Consider the following 14,388-nt stretch of genomic DNA (forward strand, 5'->3'; position numbering starts at 1 on the left):
TTATGTTGAGTACGGTTTACATTGAGCAGAATCATGTTTTTGTAGGCCGTACTCCTCTACACTCATTCACTAGCTTCCCTCGTCCCTCCTTTGAAACACGGAAATGCTGATGTATTTTGTGGCATCGCTTGCCCGCCAACTTAAAGATAGCTTGCGCGATTTAGCCCCCGTCGTGCTGGTCATGGCTTTTTTTCAGTTAGTCGTTATTCGTCAGCCCCTTCCAGACACCTTGGCATTAGCCGACTTAGCGTTAGGTCTGCTGTTTGTCGTGGTCGGCCTGACATTGTTTATTAAAGGGCTTGAACTAGGGCTTTTTCCAATTGGCGAGAACTTGGCCCATGCGTTTGTTAAAAAAGGATCGGTCGCATGGCTGCTGCTTTTCGCCTTTGCCCTGGGGTTTGGCTCCACGGTGGCAGAGCCGGCCTTGATCGCCATTGCCGCTCGCGCAGCAGAGGTCGTAGCGCAAGGTGGGCTGATTATCGACACGCGCAGTGCTCAAAGCACTTTTGCCTTTACCCTTCGTATGGTGGTGGCTGCTTCAGTTGGGCTGGCGGTGGTCGTCGGCGTGCTGCGGATTTTTAAGGGCTGGCCACTTCACTTAATGATTATTACGGGCTACCTGGTCGTGCTTCTTCTCACTCTATTAGCGCCCGCCGAAATGATCGGTATAGCGTATGATTCGGGGGGCGTTACAACCTCTACCATTACAGTACCGTTAGTGACAGCCCTGGGCGTTGGACTCGCCTCTTCTATTAAAGGTCGCAGCCCTATGCTGGATGGCTTTGGGCTTATTGCGCTCGCCTCGGTAATGCCGATCATTTTTGTATTGTTATTCGGTATTGTTGGCCTTCATATACTCCCAGGAGTTACCCCATGACATTTATAGCGACCTTATGGGGAACGCTACTGGATATTCTGCCCATTGCCGCCATTATTTTTGGTTTTCAGTACGTCGTTATTCGCAAACCCGTAAAGCGCCTGGCCCAAGTACTCACCGGATTTGTGATGGTGTGGGTGGGATTGTCTTTTTTCCTGTTGGGTTTAGAGCAGGCGTTGTTTCCACTGGGCGAACTGATGGCGACCCAGCTCACCAACCACGATTTTTTACCTACTTTAGCGCAAGACGATCAGCGCCATTGGAGCGATTATTACTGGGTGTATATTTTCGCTTTCACTATCGGCGCAAGTACGACCATCGCGGAGCCCTCGCTTATCGCGGTATCCTTGAAAGCCGGTCAGATCTCGGGCGGAACGATTAACCCATTTATGCTGCGAATTGCCGTCGCAATAGGCATGGCTTTTGGCATCACTTTGGGCGCATGGCGTATCGTCATGGGCTGGCCACTTCAGTGGTTCGTCTGCACCGCTTATCTGCTGGTGATAGTGCAAACGCTTCGCTCACCCCGCTCGATCATCCCCCTCGCCTATGACTCTGGTGGGGTGACAACCTCAACTATTACTGTTCCTATTATTGCTGCTTTAGGGTTAGGGCTTGCCTCCACCATTCCGGGCCGAAGCCCCGTAATGGACGGTTTTGGCATGATTGCCCTGGCCTGCTTGTTTCCAATTATCACCGTCATGGGCTACGCCCAGCTTGCTGAATGGCAAGCCAAGCGTAAGCTCAAAACTGCCACTTCTGCACCTAGCAAGGCTCAGCCTGCCTCAAAAGGAGGTCCGTAATGCGCTTTAAACTTATTGTCGCAATGGTCGAGGATGACCTAACCAACACTCTGCTTGACGCCGCTCGGCAAGCAGGTGCCACCGGCTCTACCGTGATTAATAACGCACGCGGCGAAGGGTTAAATAAAGCGCTGGGTATCTTTGGCATGGAGATCACCGCACAAAGGGATATGTTGCTATTCCTTGCCGAAGCGCACCGGAGCCAACATATCCTGGAAGCCATCGCCCGGGTTGGCGAATTTGATGAAACGCCGGGAACCGGCATCGCATTTCAACTGGATGTAGAAGAGGCAGTCGGGGTGAAGCATCAAATAGAAGCCCTTTCCGATACCAAGGGCCAAAAAAACCAATAACCCGCGTTAACATAGCCTTAGTTCATTCGCCAACGTCGCCATTGGCGGGCCAACACCCCGTGCCTTGGAGAAAACAGCAACGCGAGAAAGAACCAACCAGTGGCCACCAGCACGATCGTGCCACCAGACGCCACATCCAAGGCAGCCGAAAGCCACAGGCCGATCACCGCTGAACTCACGCCCACGGCAACCGAAATCAGCATCATAGTACGAAACCGATCGGTGAGCAGGTGGGCGGTGGCCCCGGGCGTTATCAGCATCGCCACCACCAGGATGATGCCCACGGTTTCAAGGCTTGCCACGATGGTCAGCGTTAACAACAAAATCAGCCCGTAGTGAATCACGCTGGTATTGAAGCCCAGCGCCTGCGCCTGCTGCGGGTCAAATGCGTAGAGCAACAGCGGCCGAAAGCAAAGCCATACCACCCCCAGAGCAATCACGCTCGCCACCAGGGTTAGCAACAAAGCCGACTCACGCACGCCAAGCACGTTACCGAAAAGGATGTGCATCAAGTGGGTACTAGAAGCAATTTTGCTGATGATCACAATCCCCAACGCAAAAGCGCCGGTAAACATCAGCCCCATCGCGGCATCCGACTTAATGCGTGTATGGCGCTCAATAGCCCCGATGCCTATTGAGGTCAGCGCGCCGGTAATAAACGCACCGATAAAAAACGGCCAGCCGAGCAGGTAGGCAATCGCCACGCCGGGCAGCACCGCATGAGAGATGGCATCCCCCAGCAGCGACCAGCGCTTGAGCACCACGTAGCACGACAGCAGTCCGCAAATCGCCCCCACCATGACCGAAGTCAGCAGCGCGCGCTGCATAAAGCGGTACTGAAAGGCGTCCGACAAGGTATCAGGCAGTAGATTGACCACCACCATGAGGGCACTCATAAGACCGTTTACCAGCGCGGAGCTTAAGGTATCTAGCACTTCCATGGTCCAGCGCCTCCTGGTTAACCTATCGCGGTGGTAAGTGAGCTGGATATTAATCCATTATCGTCAGCCGAGGCGTCAATAGCGCTGACGGCTAGCGCCGCCAGCTTGGTATCGCTAAGCATGTCGTCGGGGCGACCCACGCCACGAATCACTCGATTAATCAGCACGACATGATCAGCATAACGGCGCGCGCTTGGCATATCGTGCGTCACCATAATAATGGTGCTACCTGCCTGCCGTTCGCGGCATAGAACATCTAAAATGAGCTTTTCACTGGGCGGGTCAACGCCGGCAAGCGGTTCGTCAAGTAGCAAAATGTTGGCCTGCTGAGCGAGGGCTCGCGCTAGCAGTACACGTTTTTTCTGCCCGCCGGAAAGCGCGCCAATTGGCCGGTCCGAAAACGCCAGCATGTCAACAGCGGTCAATGCATTGCGCACAGCCTCACTGTGACGTGGGTGATACCAGCGCGCGGGCAGACAACGCCGCCACCAAGCATCCTGGCGCATATGGCCGAAGCGGCCGCCCATTACTGTCTCCCACACTGACACGGGAAAGTCCCATTCGATGGCCTCTCGCTGGGCCATATAGGCAATCTGACCTGCTCGGCGGTGCTCGGCAATAGGCTGACCGAAGGCATGAACCCGGCCACGCAAAGGTTTCATACTGCCTGTCAGTACATGGAAAAGCGTCGATTTACCCGCTCCATTAGGACCCACAATGGTGGTCCACTGACCGGCCGGAAACACCAGGTCGATATTTTCCAGCACCGGCTTGCGCTGATAAGCCGCATACAGACCTTCAATCTCAATGGCGGCGGTGGATGTGTCAGGGTTTAGGGACATGACGGATTACTCGCTTGCCAAATGATCACGCAAAAGCTCAGCGTTGTGGCGCAGCATGGCGAAATAATCGGGCGCATCGCCATCGGGCTCGCTCAGCGAATCGACATACAGAGGGCCGGCCACAGGCAGGTTCGTATCATTCGCCACGCTGGTGACATGTCGATCAGAAATGGTGCTTTCCCAGAACAAGGCGGCTGGCTTTCGCTCATTAATCATGTCGATGACCCGCATTAGCTGGCGCGGTGAGCCTTCCGTTTCAGCGTTGGTGCCCCAGATGCCATCGTGTTCGAAATCGTAAGCATCGGCGAAGTAAAGAAACGCAGCTTCGCTGGAAAGCAGCACACGACGCTCTTCAGGTATTGAGGAAAGAGTTTCTTGTAGCTCAACATGCAGATCATCGAGTGATGCTTCAGTCTTTTCAGCACGGCGCTGAATGTCGTCTGCCTGGTCAGGTAGCGCGTCTTCAAGCTGATCGGCAATCGCCTTCACGTAGGCTACCGCCGCGCGCGGGTCCATCCACAGATGGGGATCGACATCGCCTTCCATATCACCGGTGACGATGGTCTGAGTCGGGTAGCCCGACGCCTCGGCCACCGCCACGACAGGGGTATCGTCATCCACCGTGGCATTGACTTGCGACATCCATTGCTCTAGCTGATAGCCGTTGTAAAACACCACATCAGCGTCTTCCAGGGCGGCAAAGTTGTCAGGCGTTAACTCCCACTCGTGTACCTCGGCATTAATCGGGGTCAGCACAGATACCTCGGCACTATCCCCCGCCACTTGCTCAACCAGGTCACCCAATACCGAAAAGGTGACAGCCACCTTGAGAGGCGACGCGTCTTGATCCGCCTGAGCACTGGCCACGGTTGCGGTAAATACCAGGGGTATGCAGAACGTCAGCCTCTTATCTCGTTGGCGCATAATGACTCTCCACTGTGATAGGATCGTGTTAAACACAACTTTAGCTCACTTAAAAAGCATCATGCAAATAGTTTAGCCTTGGCTAACAATTATTCCAAAAAATACGCTACCATGCTAATCAACGTTTTTACTCACTCTGATAGCCAACCTATATAGCCAATATGAGCGATCACGAACACCAACCGTTGCCGCCTACTTCACGCCTGAGTGGCGATGCACTGCCGCCTGTAGAGCAGCATGCGCAGCAGTACGAAACCGTGCGCAACGCCCACGAAACCGAGCTTATCGAAGATTATGTGGAATTGATTGGCGACCTGTTGCGCCATCGGGGCGAAGCACGCGCGGCTGACATCGCTAGCCGCATGGCGGTTAGCCAGGCGACCGTGTCAAAAATGATCCGACGCTTAAATGAGCTGGGACTGGTGACGAGCCGACCCTATCGGTCACTTTTCTTGACTGTGGAAGGCCAAAAAATGGCCGAAACCTCTCGGGCTCGCCATGACATTGTGCTGCATTTCTTGCGCGCCCTGGGAGTTCGCGATACCACTGCACGCATTGATGCCGAGGGCATGGAGCATCATGTCAGTGATGAAACGCTCGCTATTATGCAGCGCTTCACTAAGCAGCAGCAAAAATAAGCTAAGCCGCTATTTTTGCTGCACGGGTATCGCGGAAAGCCGGTTAACCTGAGCAATAGAACCGTTCCATATCATTTCCAGATGCGTGGTCTGAATCACATCCCTTACATACTGTGGTGTCATCAGCGCCCAGCAGATCGCACCCTCATAACGCACCGAGTGATACCGCAGCCCGACACTGGCCGAACGGCGCAATTCACCGCCCAACTCCCGAGACGCGTGGTAAGCATCCGGATGATAAATGGCATGGGTTCGCGCTAACGTCAATGCATCACGGCAGCCGCCTTCATCGAACACACACTTCAACCCTCTAAAAACAAAGCGCTCAAAGTGCAGCGATGGCACCTTCTGCCAATATGCTTGCTGATGGTATTTGACTTCAGCAATCGCGGCGGAGAGGGAATCGGCGACATACAGCACGCCAAAGCTGCCATCGCTAAAACGCGAGCCATTGGGGTTCACGTGGGTAAAGGGCGCAGTCGCATAAGAACAGCCGCGAATGCCGAAAGGTATTTCATCGACGGGCAAAAGCCCCAGGTCGCCTACTTCATTGCGCAGGCGTGGATTGGTTAACGCCTGAAGCGTATATAACGCCTCAAATTCGTCAGCGTCTGCCACATCGTCAAATAGCCCAATCGGCGGAAACTTGCTGTGGATCAAGCGGTAGCTTTCCACCTGGTTTGTGGCACATGCTGGCAGATCACTCGGTGCTACCACTGAGCACCTCGCAGGCTATCAATGCGCTTAAACGTTTCGTAAAGCGCGGCAAAGTCACCGCTGCTAATCACCTCAAGCGGCGTGCGACCATTAAAGTAAGGGTTGTGATTGGCCATTGAGACAAACCCGTACAGATTATCTGGATTCTCGAACAGCATGCGTAACGCCGCATGAATATTAAGCAAATAGCTGATCCGGGTGAGTTGGTCGCTATCCAGTTTGATCTCAGCCAAATCGCCGCGCCGAGCGCGGGCATAGGTACTGTGCGATACGCGCAAAATCGCCTCGCCTTGCTCGCCGGTTGCCTGCCATTTGTCCAAAATGCGCACCGCCGCCTTCAAGCCAACAGCCGCCGCAGATTTGTTATAGGCCAGTTCAGTTAGCGTTTGCATCGACATGCTCATTACCTATTCTGTAAAAACAAAAATGCAATTAATGTATTTACAGACATAGTACATCATTTTTCCCTTCTCTGCGTAATCCTGGCAGCAATTCGTCACCAAGCCTTGCAATACGCTTTGCCGTTTACTGGCGATTTCCCATGACCTTGGCTGGCATGCCCAACCGAGCGATACCAGGTAGCTTTAACGCTGGGCGCATTACATCAATGCCCACTCCAAGCCCCAAAATGTTCACCTCTATACCCTCCTCCAACGCAACCAGTAACCCAACGACGCCTCCTAAAGACAGCTGGTAACCCGTACCGCTCGGTACCGGCGCAACCACCCCATCAAACAAGTAATCTTTGCCAACAGCAGTAACGGGCAGCGCCACCTTAAGGCTTGGCACTTCACGCGCAATCCAGGCGATAAAACTATTGCTGTTAGGGCCAGGCCAGACTCGGTACAGGTCGGCATAAGGGAAACGTGACGCAGCATCGGCAATTTGGGGAATCATCTGCTGGGCTTGCTCACCGCGATAATCTGCCAGCAATTCCGGCGGGTTGCCAAACCAAGAGCGGTCCGGTGTATCAGTCGACGATACTACCGTGGGTCGACGCCAGCTCAATACTTGGTGCAACCGGTAGTGGTCAGCATTTTGCGATTTAGTGGCGATCCAGATATGCACGCCAAAAGCACCCCGCCAGTTATACGCGCGGGCAGCGTAAACCTGAACGACCGCTTCCGAGACATCCTCTGGCGACGGAGCAATATCCGCTGAAGAGCGATCAAGTGCCGACCAATGCCCATCTGTAACGATCTGATCACTGGCCAACATCCATACCGGCCCAGCCAACAGCACCCCCAGCAGCAAGATTGACACCGCTATCCACCGCCCTAGCAACGCGAGCGTTTTTTTCATAGAAGCCTCTAGTCGCTAACAGCCATGATGGCCGGATTTCCAAATTACCGCTGAGTCAGGTACAAATCGAGCGATGGGTCTAAACGCGGTTCACACGCTAAAGCGTTACCCACTCAGCGGCAGCAAGCAAAGCTGGCGTGGGATTTGCCATGCTGAACGGGTCACTTATACTAGGGGCTAAATATACTGGCACAGAGGCATAATGCGACTGACACAGTTAGCTTGGTGCGGGCTAGCCTATCTGTGCATCGGGCTGGGGGTAGCGGGGATTGTCTTACCTCTTGTGCCTACCACACCGTTTCTATTGCTGGCCTTGTGGGCAGCCACCAAGGGTTCGCCTCGTTTAGCCCACTGGTTATACCACCACCCTCGCTACGGCCCTTATCTAAAGGCTTGGCACGAACAGCGGGCAATCCCCAAACGGGCTAAAATCATTGCATTACTTTTACTGGTTACCAGCTGGTTTACCCTTTGGGCAAGCGGTGGAAGCCCCTTATTACTGGCGGGAATGGCCGTTTTCTTTTGTGGCGTTGCCACCTTTATTGTGACGCGACCTAACGCACAAAGCTAAATGGGCGGAACTTGAGAAATCTTAAACGATTGCCAGAAGAGACAGCCTGTTGAGCCACAGGCAGGCGAAGTGAGTCACTGCCTGAAGTGACCCCCTCCAGAGCCACACAATCAAAACGATCTTCGTCGGCTGGAGGGATGGACAATGTCTCTTTCGTCATGACTCACCTCCCTCAATCAACCGCCAGGCCGGATGGCCAGACATTGTCGGGGCCATCCAGAATTGACCTTAATGACGCAGCAAGCTCTGCGTCCAGCGGCTGGTTGAGCCATTCAATATTCTGAGCGATATATGCCGGGTTGGCGGTACCCACTAACGTCGTAGGAATATCCGGATGTCCCGCAGCGAACTGCAACGCAACTTGAGTAATATCCACACCCTGCTCCTGGCAAAACTGAACAGCCTGTCTGGCACGCTCTTTCAGTCCTGCGCTTGCTGGGTGCCAACCGGGCGCGCCTCTTTGTGTCAACAAGCCCATGCCAGTCGGTGAAGCATTGATAATACCCAGTTTCTTTTCAGCCAGCTCGGGCAGCAATGACTCGAGGCTGACATCGTGCAACGCGTAGCGGCAATAGGTCAGAATGCAATCAATCTCAAACTGACGGATAACTTCACGAAATGGCTCAATCGGGTAGCCGGTGATGCCGTAATATCGAATCCGCCCTTCTTCTTTGAGCTTTTCCAGGCAAGGTAACGCTTCGTTCAGAACGATATCAAGGTCGACAAATTCAATATCATGTAGAAAAAAGAGATCAATTTCACTGACGCCAAGGCGGTCCAGACTCTCATCCAGGCTCTTGCGAATTCGTCTTTCGGACATGTCGAAGTCTTCCACCTCAGGCCCATAACGACCGGCTTTGGTGGACAAGATGTATCGATCGCGAGCAATACCCTTCAATGCTTTCCCAAGGACGGCTTCAGCTTTTGTCATGCCGTAGTATGGAGAGCAGTCGATCAGGTTGATGCCTTTATCCAGGGCGGAATGAACCGTTCGTATTCCCTGTGATTCGTCGATATCCCCAAATACCCCACCCAAAGGTGAAGCGCCATAGGCCAGCTTCGACACTTCAAGGCCGGTATTACCCAACTGTGAATACTGCATATGAGTCAATGTCCTGTAATTATTTTCGGTATTGGCTATAAACGATAAAAAGCTACGGCGTTAGAGCCGAATATCGCTGCTTCATGTGTGGGGTACCGACGCCTTACAAAATCCGAAACCAATGTGTAAACCTGCTGATAGTTACCTGCCACCTGGCATACTGGCCAGTCCGAACCGAACATCACTCTTTCCGGTCCAAAAACCTGAAAAACATGTTCCAGATAAGGTTCAAAATCAGTGGGCTTCCATTTGTACCAATCAGCTTCCGTTACCATGCCGGAAATCTTGCAATGTACATGGTCAAATGACGCCAGGTACGACAGTCCTTCAGACCACTCATGCCATTCCTGTTGCTTGATGTCTGGCTTTGCAATGTGGTCCACTACCAGCCGCATGGGTGGGAGCTGGCGAACCAGGCTGGCAGTTTGAGGCAATTGATCTGACCGAACCAAAAGGTCGTAGCTATAGCCATATTCGGCCAGAGTTTGCACGCCGAGGCAGAAGTTTTCTTGTAACATGTAATCAGGATCTGGCTCCCCTTCCAGGACATGCCGAAAGCCTTTCAACTTTGTTTCAGTTTTATAGTCGTCCAGCATGTCTCTGAGGTCCGGAGCCAATAGGTCTATCCATCCAACAACGCCTTTGATCACGCGATGCTCTCGGGCCAGTTCCAAAAGCCAGCGGGTTTCCTCTGCAGTTTGACGGGCCTGAACCACAACAGAACCATCGAACTGCGTAGACTGCAGTTCTTCGATCAGATGGCCGGGCAAATAGTCCTTCTGGATAACCGACATCTCATCCGAGATCCAGTCGTACTCAGCTGGGTTATAACGCCAAAAATGATGATGAGCGTCGACACGCATTTCTCAGTCCTCACGCATAGTCGGATAGGTCGAAACAGGATTCCATGGGTACCCATTTTTGCCCCGCCGGCGTTCCGGGCAGGCCCATTTGGTAAAGGTCCATTTTCTCCTCCCACGCAGCGCAAGCGGGGTCATAATTCAGGTACTGCTGAAACGCTTCGTCTATTTGATAGTGGTCCTCAGTCTTGAGCACCATGACAAGGCGATTGCCATAACAGTATATGGTCATGTCAATGACGCCCGTTTCCCTGAGTGATCGAATCACTTCAGGCCAAACCGATTGATGGAGACGCTTGTATTCTGCAATCAGACTTGGATCGTCCCTCAAATCCAATAATTGAACGTATGTCTTCATGAACACCTCTCTACAATGAAACACCGCGCTTCCAGGGAATAAAATCATCCTGACCGAGACATTGTGCTTTGCTTACATAAGCTCCTGAGCCAGTATCCACACATAGACTAAAGAGCTCTTCCGCCAACTCTGGAAGCCCACGCTCACCGGTGATGATGGGGCCGGCATCAAAATCGATGATGTCCTTCATCCGCATGGCACCTTGCTATTGCTTGAAACCTTTAATACAGGAACAATTGGATTTCCGGTCGGTGCACCCATGCCGGTCGAGAACAGAATCACATTGGCACCAGCCGCAGCAAGCGCCGTCGTTGATTCGACATCGTTGCCAGGCGTACACAGCAGATTCAAACCTGATGTTCTGGCTACCTGCGGGTAATCCAGAACATCAACCACTGGAGAAGTACCCCCTTTTCTTGCCGCGCCGGCTGATTTCATTGCATCCGTTATCAACCCGTCCCGGATGTTTCCAGGTGATGGATTCATGTCAAAACTGGCACCGACTGCAGCCGCGTGACGCACGTAGGACTGCATTAACTGCTTGAAGCGCTCGCGCAAAACCGCCGCATTCAACGCCGATTTTCAACTTCGATAAGGGAACAGGCCTCCCTTGTTGTTGGTTGGCATATGCCAAGCCTTCAAAAGTCTTCATCGCAAACTTGTGCTTGCTCTTTACGTCTTCGGTCAGGGTCACGCTCCGGTCGGATAAATCGACCTTCTGGCCCTTGGTCAAATCACCAGAGCAACAATCAGGTCATCATCCGGGGTACTTTCAAAACATTGGAAGTTTTCATGGCATTCTTCTCTACTTGATCAGGTGGTGTTGACGCAAGCATGCCGTTAACCGGGGGCAATCTACTCCAGAACGCGCTTGCCATACTGGGAGAATCCGACGCTCCACCTTGTTCGCATGATTCTGCGCGATATCTGACAGTTTGTGCTCGAGATAGGGGTTTAAAAACCGCTCGCGAACGGCGTCGACATAAGCTTTTACATCCTCGCCAAGTTGCATTGATTGCAGGATGGGGATGACTTCATCCGACAGCACAGCCTCCAGATCACGGCGCAATGCCTTGTGGTTCATCGCCTGATAAACGGTCTCAACATTCAACGCATCCGCTTGCCGCCAACGCTCTACGATATAAGTATGAGAAAGGTTAAGTACTCCGAGCTTAAGCCATTCAAAAGGTGCCAAATTGCTGACCACCCTGATTGCGTTGTGCACACAGGGGACAACAAGCCCAGGCTGGTCTTCGATCGCCCAAAGTGCGTAGGGTTCTGTCACGGCACCAATTGGGTCCAGTGGACTGGAGACGATTCGGTCTACCAATGAGTTCACCCAAATGCATTCTTCATCCAACCAGGCAAGAAAGGCCTCCGAAAGACGCCAGTCCCTTGCCAGGGACAGTATTGTCCCTTTCAGTACCTGGCCGTTGTCTACAATCAACTCGCAAGGCATGATCGTCACGCCCTGACCGGTACTCGAGAATCGTGCAAACAGTAGTGAAACAAGTTTGGCAGGGAAGCTGGACGGAGGTCGGTCATCAGGGTGATCACTTTCTGCCAGTTGATACCCATTGTCAGCCGTGTTGGACACTACATGAGTAACACGTTGGCAGAACAGTTCGACAACTTGTTCCCAGGATTGACTGGCCTGTAGCGCACATTCAACACTGCCCACCCATTCAACTCGGTCTATCGCTTCTCCCGACTCTATTCCCTGTATGCGGACTGGATAGCGTTCCATCTGATTGAAGGCTTCAACCCGAGCTCTACCCGAGGGATTCGAGGTTGTTTGCACCACGGCAATCGGCGTTGACGACCGTCCAGCTTCAATGGACTTTGCAACAAAGTAGTCGACATGCGCCTGTAAAAAGCGACTGGTGCCAAATTGCATGATAAGCGGTGCGGGCATCAATTGATCTCCACAATCGCCTTGATCATACCGCTGGTCGGTTGGATCCATTTTGGCATCGCTTCTGGAAGCTCATCGAGACCACAGCGATGGGTTACCATTTCGGTGGATAAGACGACACCCTCCTGCAGATTACGCACGACGTGCTCAAAATCTTCACGAGTCGCATTTCGGCTACTCAGCAGTGACAACTCTCGTTTGTGGAATTCAGGGTCGCTAAACGTAATATCAGCTTTGACAATGCTAACCAGGACGTATGTCCCTGCATGAGCCGTCCAATTGAATCCGGCCATCATGGCTTTTGGATTTCCCGTCGCATCAAAGACCACATTCGGAAAATCACCGTTAGTTAACGTGTCTAGCTCTGACGCAACGTCCTCATCGGCAGAAATAACTGCGGCGGCGCCCAGGTTTTCTTGACAGAATTTCAACCGGTCAGGATTCGAATCCACCACGATAACCCGGGCCCCACGCGCTTTTGCGAATTGAACGATGCCCATTCCAATAGGACCGGCACCGACTACCAACGCGGTCGAACCGGGCTGGACATCAGCTCGGCGGACGGCATGAGCGCCAATCGCCATGCACTCCACCAGAGCCAACTGATCGAGATCCAAACCCTCTGCACTGATGACGTGGGACTCGGGAACAGGAAGGTACTCACACATCCCACCGTCCTTGTGGACTCCAAGGACACTCATATTCTTGCAGCAGTTGGTACGACCCTGTCGGCATGCTGTGCAGTTTCCACATTCAATGTATGGTATGACATAGACGGGAGCGCCAGGCTTTATCGTAGTGACCTCCGACCCAACAGATTCCACGACCCCGGCGAGCTCGTGTCCCAGCACTCGAGGGTATTGAAAGTAAGGTTGATTGCCTGCGTAGGCATGTATATCTGTCCCACACAGACCAACGCGCTTAATGGCGACCAGTACCTCGGAAGCTCCAGGGGAAGGCTTTTCGGCTGTTTCGTCGAACACCATTTCCCCGGGGTTTTTACAGGTTACCTGTTTCATCATATTCTCCAATGTTGTAGTGGTGCTGGGTACTGACCAACCCTAGTGACGCGGTGTAATTCTGAAACTGTGCAGAGTTCAAAGCCTTGCGCGAAAAAGTTTTTAATTATTAAAAACCTTTTAGCACAGAAAAAAATGCGCTGTCAACAATCGCTGCCTGGATGCAGCACTGTGCCTTGGCGTTACAACACCGCCCCTACAGGTGATTGTGGATCTTGAGCGACAATAGCAATGTCTTTTTTGAGGTGTTCAGGTGTTTACGAGCGGCACTCAGAGCTGCCGACTCATCGCGACTCTGAATTGCCTCGATCAGCTCAAGATGCTCTTGGATTGCCGCTTCATTGCGTTCACGTTCATCACTCTTGTCCCATTGGTAGTGATAATAGAAAACCAAGGCGATGATCCTTTGTAACTCCACGATAAAGCGGTTGTGGTTCACTTTATAGATAGCGTTATGGAAGCGCTCATCTAGAACTGAAAAATCGTTATAGCGTTTGTCAATTTGCTCCGCCAACTCCTGATGCTCACATTTCAGATCATCCAGTTGAGGCCAGATAGGGTGCTCCTCTGGCAAGGCCACCAAGCGCGAGATTGCGTTCAACTCGATCATCGTTCGCAGTTCGAACAACTCCAGCGCATAGTCACGTGTAAAGCCCAGCAACTGCCACCCGCCTCTTTGCCGACGCGCCACCAAACCAAACCGGCTGAGTGACGCCAAGAACTCATGCAGGGCGTGTGGCGGCACATTGAAGCGTCGGCATAATTCAGAAGCATTCAATGGGGTACCAGGGGGTACATCAAACCGGAGGATCCAATTCAGGAACTGACGTTCCAGCTCATCACCGCTGATGGTTTCCGACGGCACTTCGATATAGTCGCTATCGTCCAGTTCACGCATCACGCGTTTGTCGCGACCATCCCAATGGATAATTCCAACATCGCTCAACCGAGAGAGTGCTGAACGGATCACCGTCCTGCTTACACCCAGTTTCTTTGACAGCTCCGCCTCAGATGGAAGTGACTCGTTCTTCGGCATGGAAGAACAGATGGACAAAAGCGCGTTATACGCTTCGCGAAAGCGTTCATCAGTACGTGCCATAGCTAGCCTTAAAAGTTCACTTGTGTGAAGGTCTACCCGTTCAGTCTACAATTAATAAAAAACCATT

Annotated in this window: 19 protein-coding genes; 5 read left to right on the plus strand and 14 right to left on the minus strand. The window is 52.6% G+C overall.

Annotation, left to right across the window (positions count from 1 at the left end):
- Positions 1 to 109: 109 nt before the first annotated feature.
- The 3 genes from GA0071314_RS10045 to GA0071314_RS10055 are packed head-to-tail and all read left to right on the plus strand — an operon-like array spanning position 110 to position 2,033.
- Positions 110 to 877: a DUF1538 domain-containing protein gene (locus GA0071314_RS10045; RefSeq protein ID WP_172822100.1), complete on the plus strand. Its 768-nt coding sequence runs from the start codon at positions 110 to 112 to the stop codon at positions 875 to 877.
- Positions 874 to 1,680 carry a DUF1538 domain-containing protein gene (locus tag GA0071314_RS10050; protein ID WP_074396514.1) on the plus strand — a complete coding sequence of 269 codons (807 nt, stop codon included), beginning with the start codon at positions 874 to 876 and terminating at the stop codon, positions 1,678 to 1,680. The genes GA0071314_RS10045 and GA0071314_RS10050 overlap by 4 nt, the downstream gene beginning before the upstream one ends.
- Entirely contained in the window at positions 1,680 to 2,033 is a 354-nt protein-coding gene (locus GA0071314_RS10055) for a P-II family nitrogen regulator (protein ID WP_074396515.1), read from the plus strand. The genes GA0071314_RS10050 and GA0071314_RS10055 overlap by 1 nt, the downstream gene beginning before the upstream one ends.
- A 17-nt stretch (positions 2,034 to 2,050) precedes the next feature.
- On the opposite strand, the gene GA0071314_RS10060 is transcribed toward GA0071314_RS10055, so the two are convergent.
- From GA0071314_RS10060 to GA0071314_RS10070, 3 genes are read right to left on the minus strand one after another with little or no spacing between them, the layout of a single operon-like run.
- Complete coding sequence (locus GA0071314_RS10060; RefSeq protein ID WP_074396516.1) at positions 2,051 to 2,974, minus strand: metal ABC transporter permease; 924 nt, start codon at positions 2,972 to 2,974, stop codon at positions 2,051 to 2,053.
- 17 nt (positions 2,975 to 2,991) lie between these two features.
- Positions 2,992 to 3,816 (minus strand): metal ABC transporter ATP-binding protein, encoded by an 825-nt coding sequence (locus tag GA0071314_RS10065; protein WP_074396517.1) that lies wholly within the window; start codon positions 3,814 to 3,816, stop codon positions 2,992 to 2,994.
- A gap of 6 nt (positions 3,817 to 3,822) precedes the next feature.
- On the minus strand, positions 3,823 to 4,740 hold the full coding sequence (locus tag GA0071314_RS10070; RefSeq protein WP_074396518.1) for a metal ABC transporter substrate-binding protein: 918 nt from the start codon (positions 4,738 to 4,740) through the stop codon (positions 3,823 to 3,825).
- Between the two features lie 161 nt (positions 4,741 to 4,901).
- Between GA0071314_RS10070 and mntR the strand changes: the two genes are divergently transcribed.
- On the plus strand, positions 4,902 to 5,378 hold the full coding sequence (mntR, locus tag GA0071314_RS10075; RefSeq protein ID WP_074396519.1) for a manganese-binding transcriptional regulator MntR: 477 nt from the start codon (positions 4,902 to 4,904) through the stop codon (positions 5,376 to 5,378).
- 9 nt (positions 5,379 to 5,387) lie between these two features.
- Here mntR and GA0071314_RS10080 read toward each other — a convergent pair whose 3' ends face one another.
- From GA0071314_RS10080 to GA0071314_RS10090, 3 genes are all read right to left on the minus strand, one after another.
- Positions 5,388 to 6,038 (minus strand): RES family NAD+ phosphorylase, encoded by a 651-nt coding sequence (locus GA0071314_RS10080; protein WP_231896438.1) that lies wholly within the window; start codon positions 6,036 to 6,038, stop codon positions 5,388 to 5,390.
- 50 nt (positions 6,039 to 6,088) lie between these two features.
- A complete protein-coding gene (locus GA0071314_RS10085) occupies positions 6,089 to 6,487 on the minus strand; it encodes an antitoxin Xre-like helix-turn-helix domain-containing protein (protein ID WP_074396521.1) in 399 nt (132 codons plus the stop codon).
- Between the two features lie 133 nt (positions 6,488 to 6,620).
- Positions 6,621 to 7,397, minus strand: coding sequence for a DUF3750 domain-containing protein (locus tag GA0071314_RS10090; protein ID WP_074396522.1), 777 nt, complete (start codon positions 7,395 to 7,397; stop codon positions 6,621 to 6,623).
- 202 nt (positions 7,398 to 7,599) lie between these two features.
- Here GA0071314_RS10090 and GA0071314_RS10095 point away from each other — a divergent pair, with 202 nt between their 5' ends.
- A complete protein-coding gene (locus GA0071314_RS10095; RefSeq protein ID WP_074396523.1) occupies positions 7,600 to 7,968 on the plus strand; it encodes a YbaN family protein in 369 nt (122 codons plus the stop codon).
- A gap of 172 nt (positions 7,969 to 8,140) precedes the next feature.
- Here the strand turns inward: GA0071314_RS10095 and GA0071314_RS10100 are convergent, their stop codons facing one another.
- From GA0071314_RS10100 to GA0071314_RS10135, 8 genes are all read right to left on the minus strand, one after another.
- Positions 8,141 to 9,070 (minus strand): aldo/keto reductase, encoded by a 930-nt coding sequence (locus tag GA0071314_RS10100; protein WP_074396524.1) that lies wholly within the window; start codon positions 9,068 to 9,070, stop codon positions 8,141 to 8,143.
- 35 nt (positions 9,071 to 9,105) lie between these two features.
- The gene (locus GA0071314_RS10105) at positions 9,106 to 9,933 is read right to left on the minus strand and encodes an amidohydrolase family protein (protein ID WP_074396525.1); all 828 of its coding nucleotides are present in this window, start codon (positions 9,931 to 9,933) and stop codon (positions 9,106 to 9,108) included.
- A 10-nt stretch (positions 9,934 to 9,943) separates the two neighbouring features.
- Positions 9,944 to 10,336, minus strand: coding sequence for an L-rhamnose mutarotase (locus GA0071314_RS10110; protein WP_082934233.1), 393 nt, complete (start codon positions 10,334 to 10,336; stop codon positions 9,944 to 9,946).
- Complete coding sequence (locus GA0071314_RS19890) at positions 10,299 to 10,478, minus strand: UxaA family hydrolase (RefSeq protein WP_269449407.1); 180 nt, start codon at positions 10,476 to 10,478, stop codon at positions 10,299 to 10,301. The genes GA0071314_RS10110 and GA0071314_RS19890 overlap by 38 nt, the downstream gene beginning before the upstream one ends.
- Positions 10,475 to 10,846, minus strand: a complete 372-nt coding sequence (locus GA0071314_RS19895; protein WP_269449408.1) for a UxaA family hydrolase — start codon at positions 10,844 to 10,846, stop codon at positions 10,475 to 10,477. The genes GA0071314_RS19890 and GA0071314_RS19895 overlap by 4 nt, the downstream gene beginning before the upstream one ends.
- Positions 10,847 to 11,093: 247 nt before the next feature.
- Positions 11,094 to 12,254, minus strand: a complete 1,161-nt coding sequence (locus GA0071314_RS10125; RefSeq protein WP_082934234.1) for a hypothetical protein — start codon at positions 12,252 to 12,254, stop codon at positions 11,094 to 11,096.
- The gene (locus tag GA0071314_RS10130) at positions 12,203 to 13,225 is read right to left on the minus strand and encodes a zinc-binding alcohol dehydrogenase family protein (protein WP_156524106.1); all 1,023 of its coding nucleotides are present in this window, start codon (positions 13,223 to 13,225) and stop codon (positions 12,203 to 12,205) included. The genes GA0071314_RS10125 and GA0071314_RS10130 overlap by 52 nt, the downstream gene beginning before the upstream one ends.
- 193 nt (positions 13,226 to 13,418) lie before the next feature.
- On the minus strand, positions 13,419 to 14,321 hold the full coding sequence (locus GA0071314_RS10135) for a GntR family transcriptional regulator (RefSeq protein WP_074396531.1): 903 nt from the start codon (positions 14,319 to 14,321) through the stop codon (positions 13,419 to 13,421).
- Positions 14,322 to 14,388 lie beyond the last annotated feature (67 nt).

Source organism: Halomonas sp. HL-93 (assembly GCF_900086985.1).
In the GTDB taxonomy this organism is placed as follows: Bacteria; Pseudomonadota; Gammaproteobacteria; order Pseudomonadales; family Halomonadaceae; genus Vreelandella.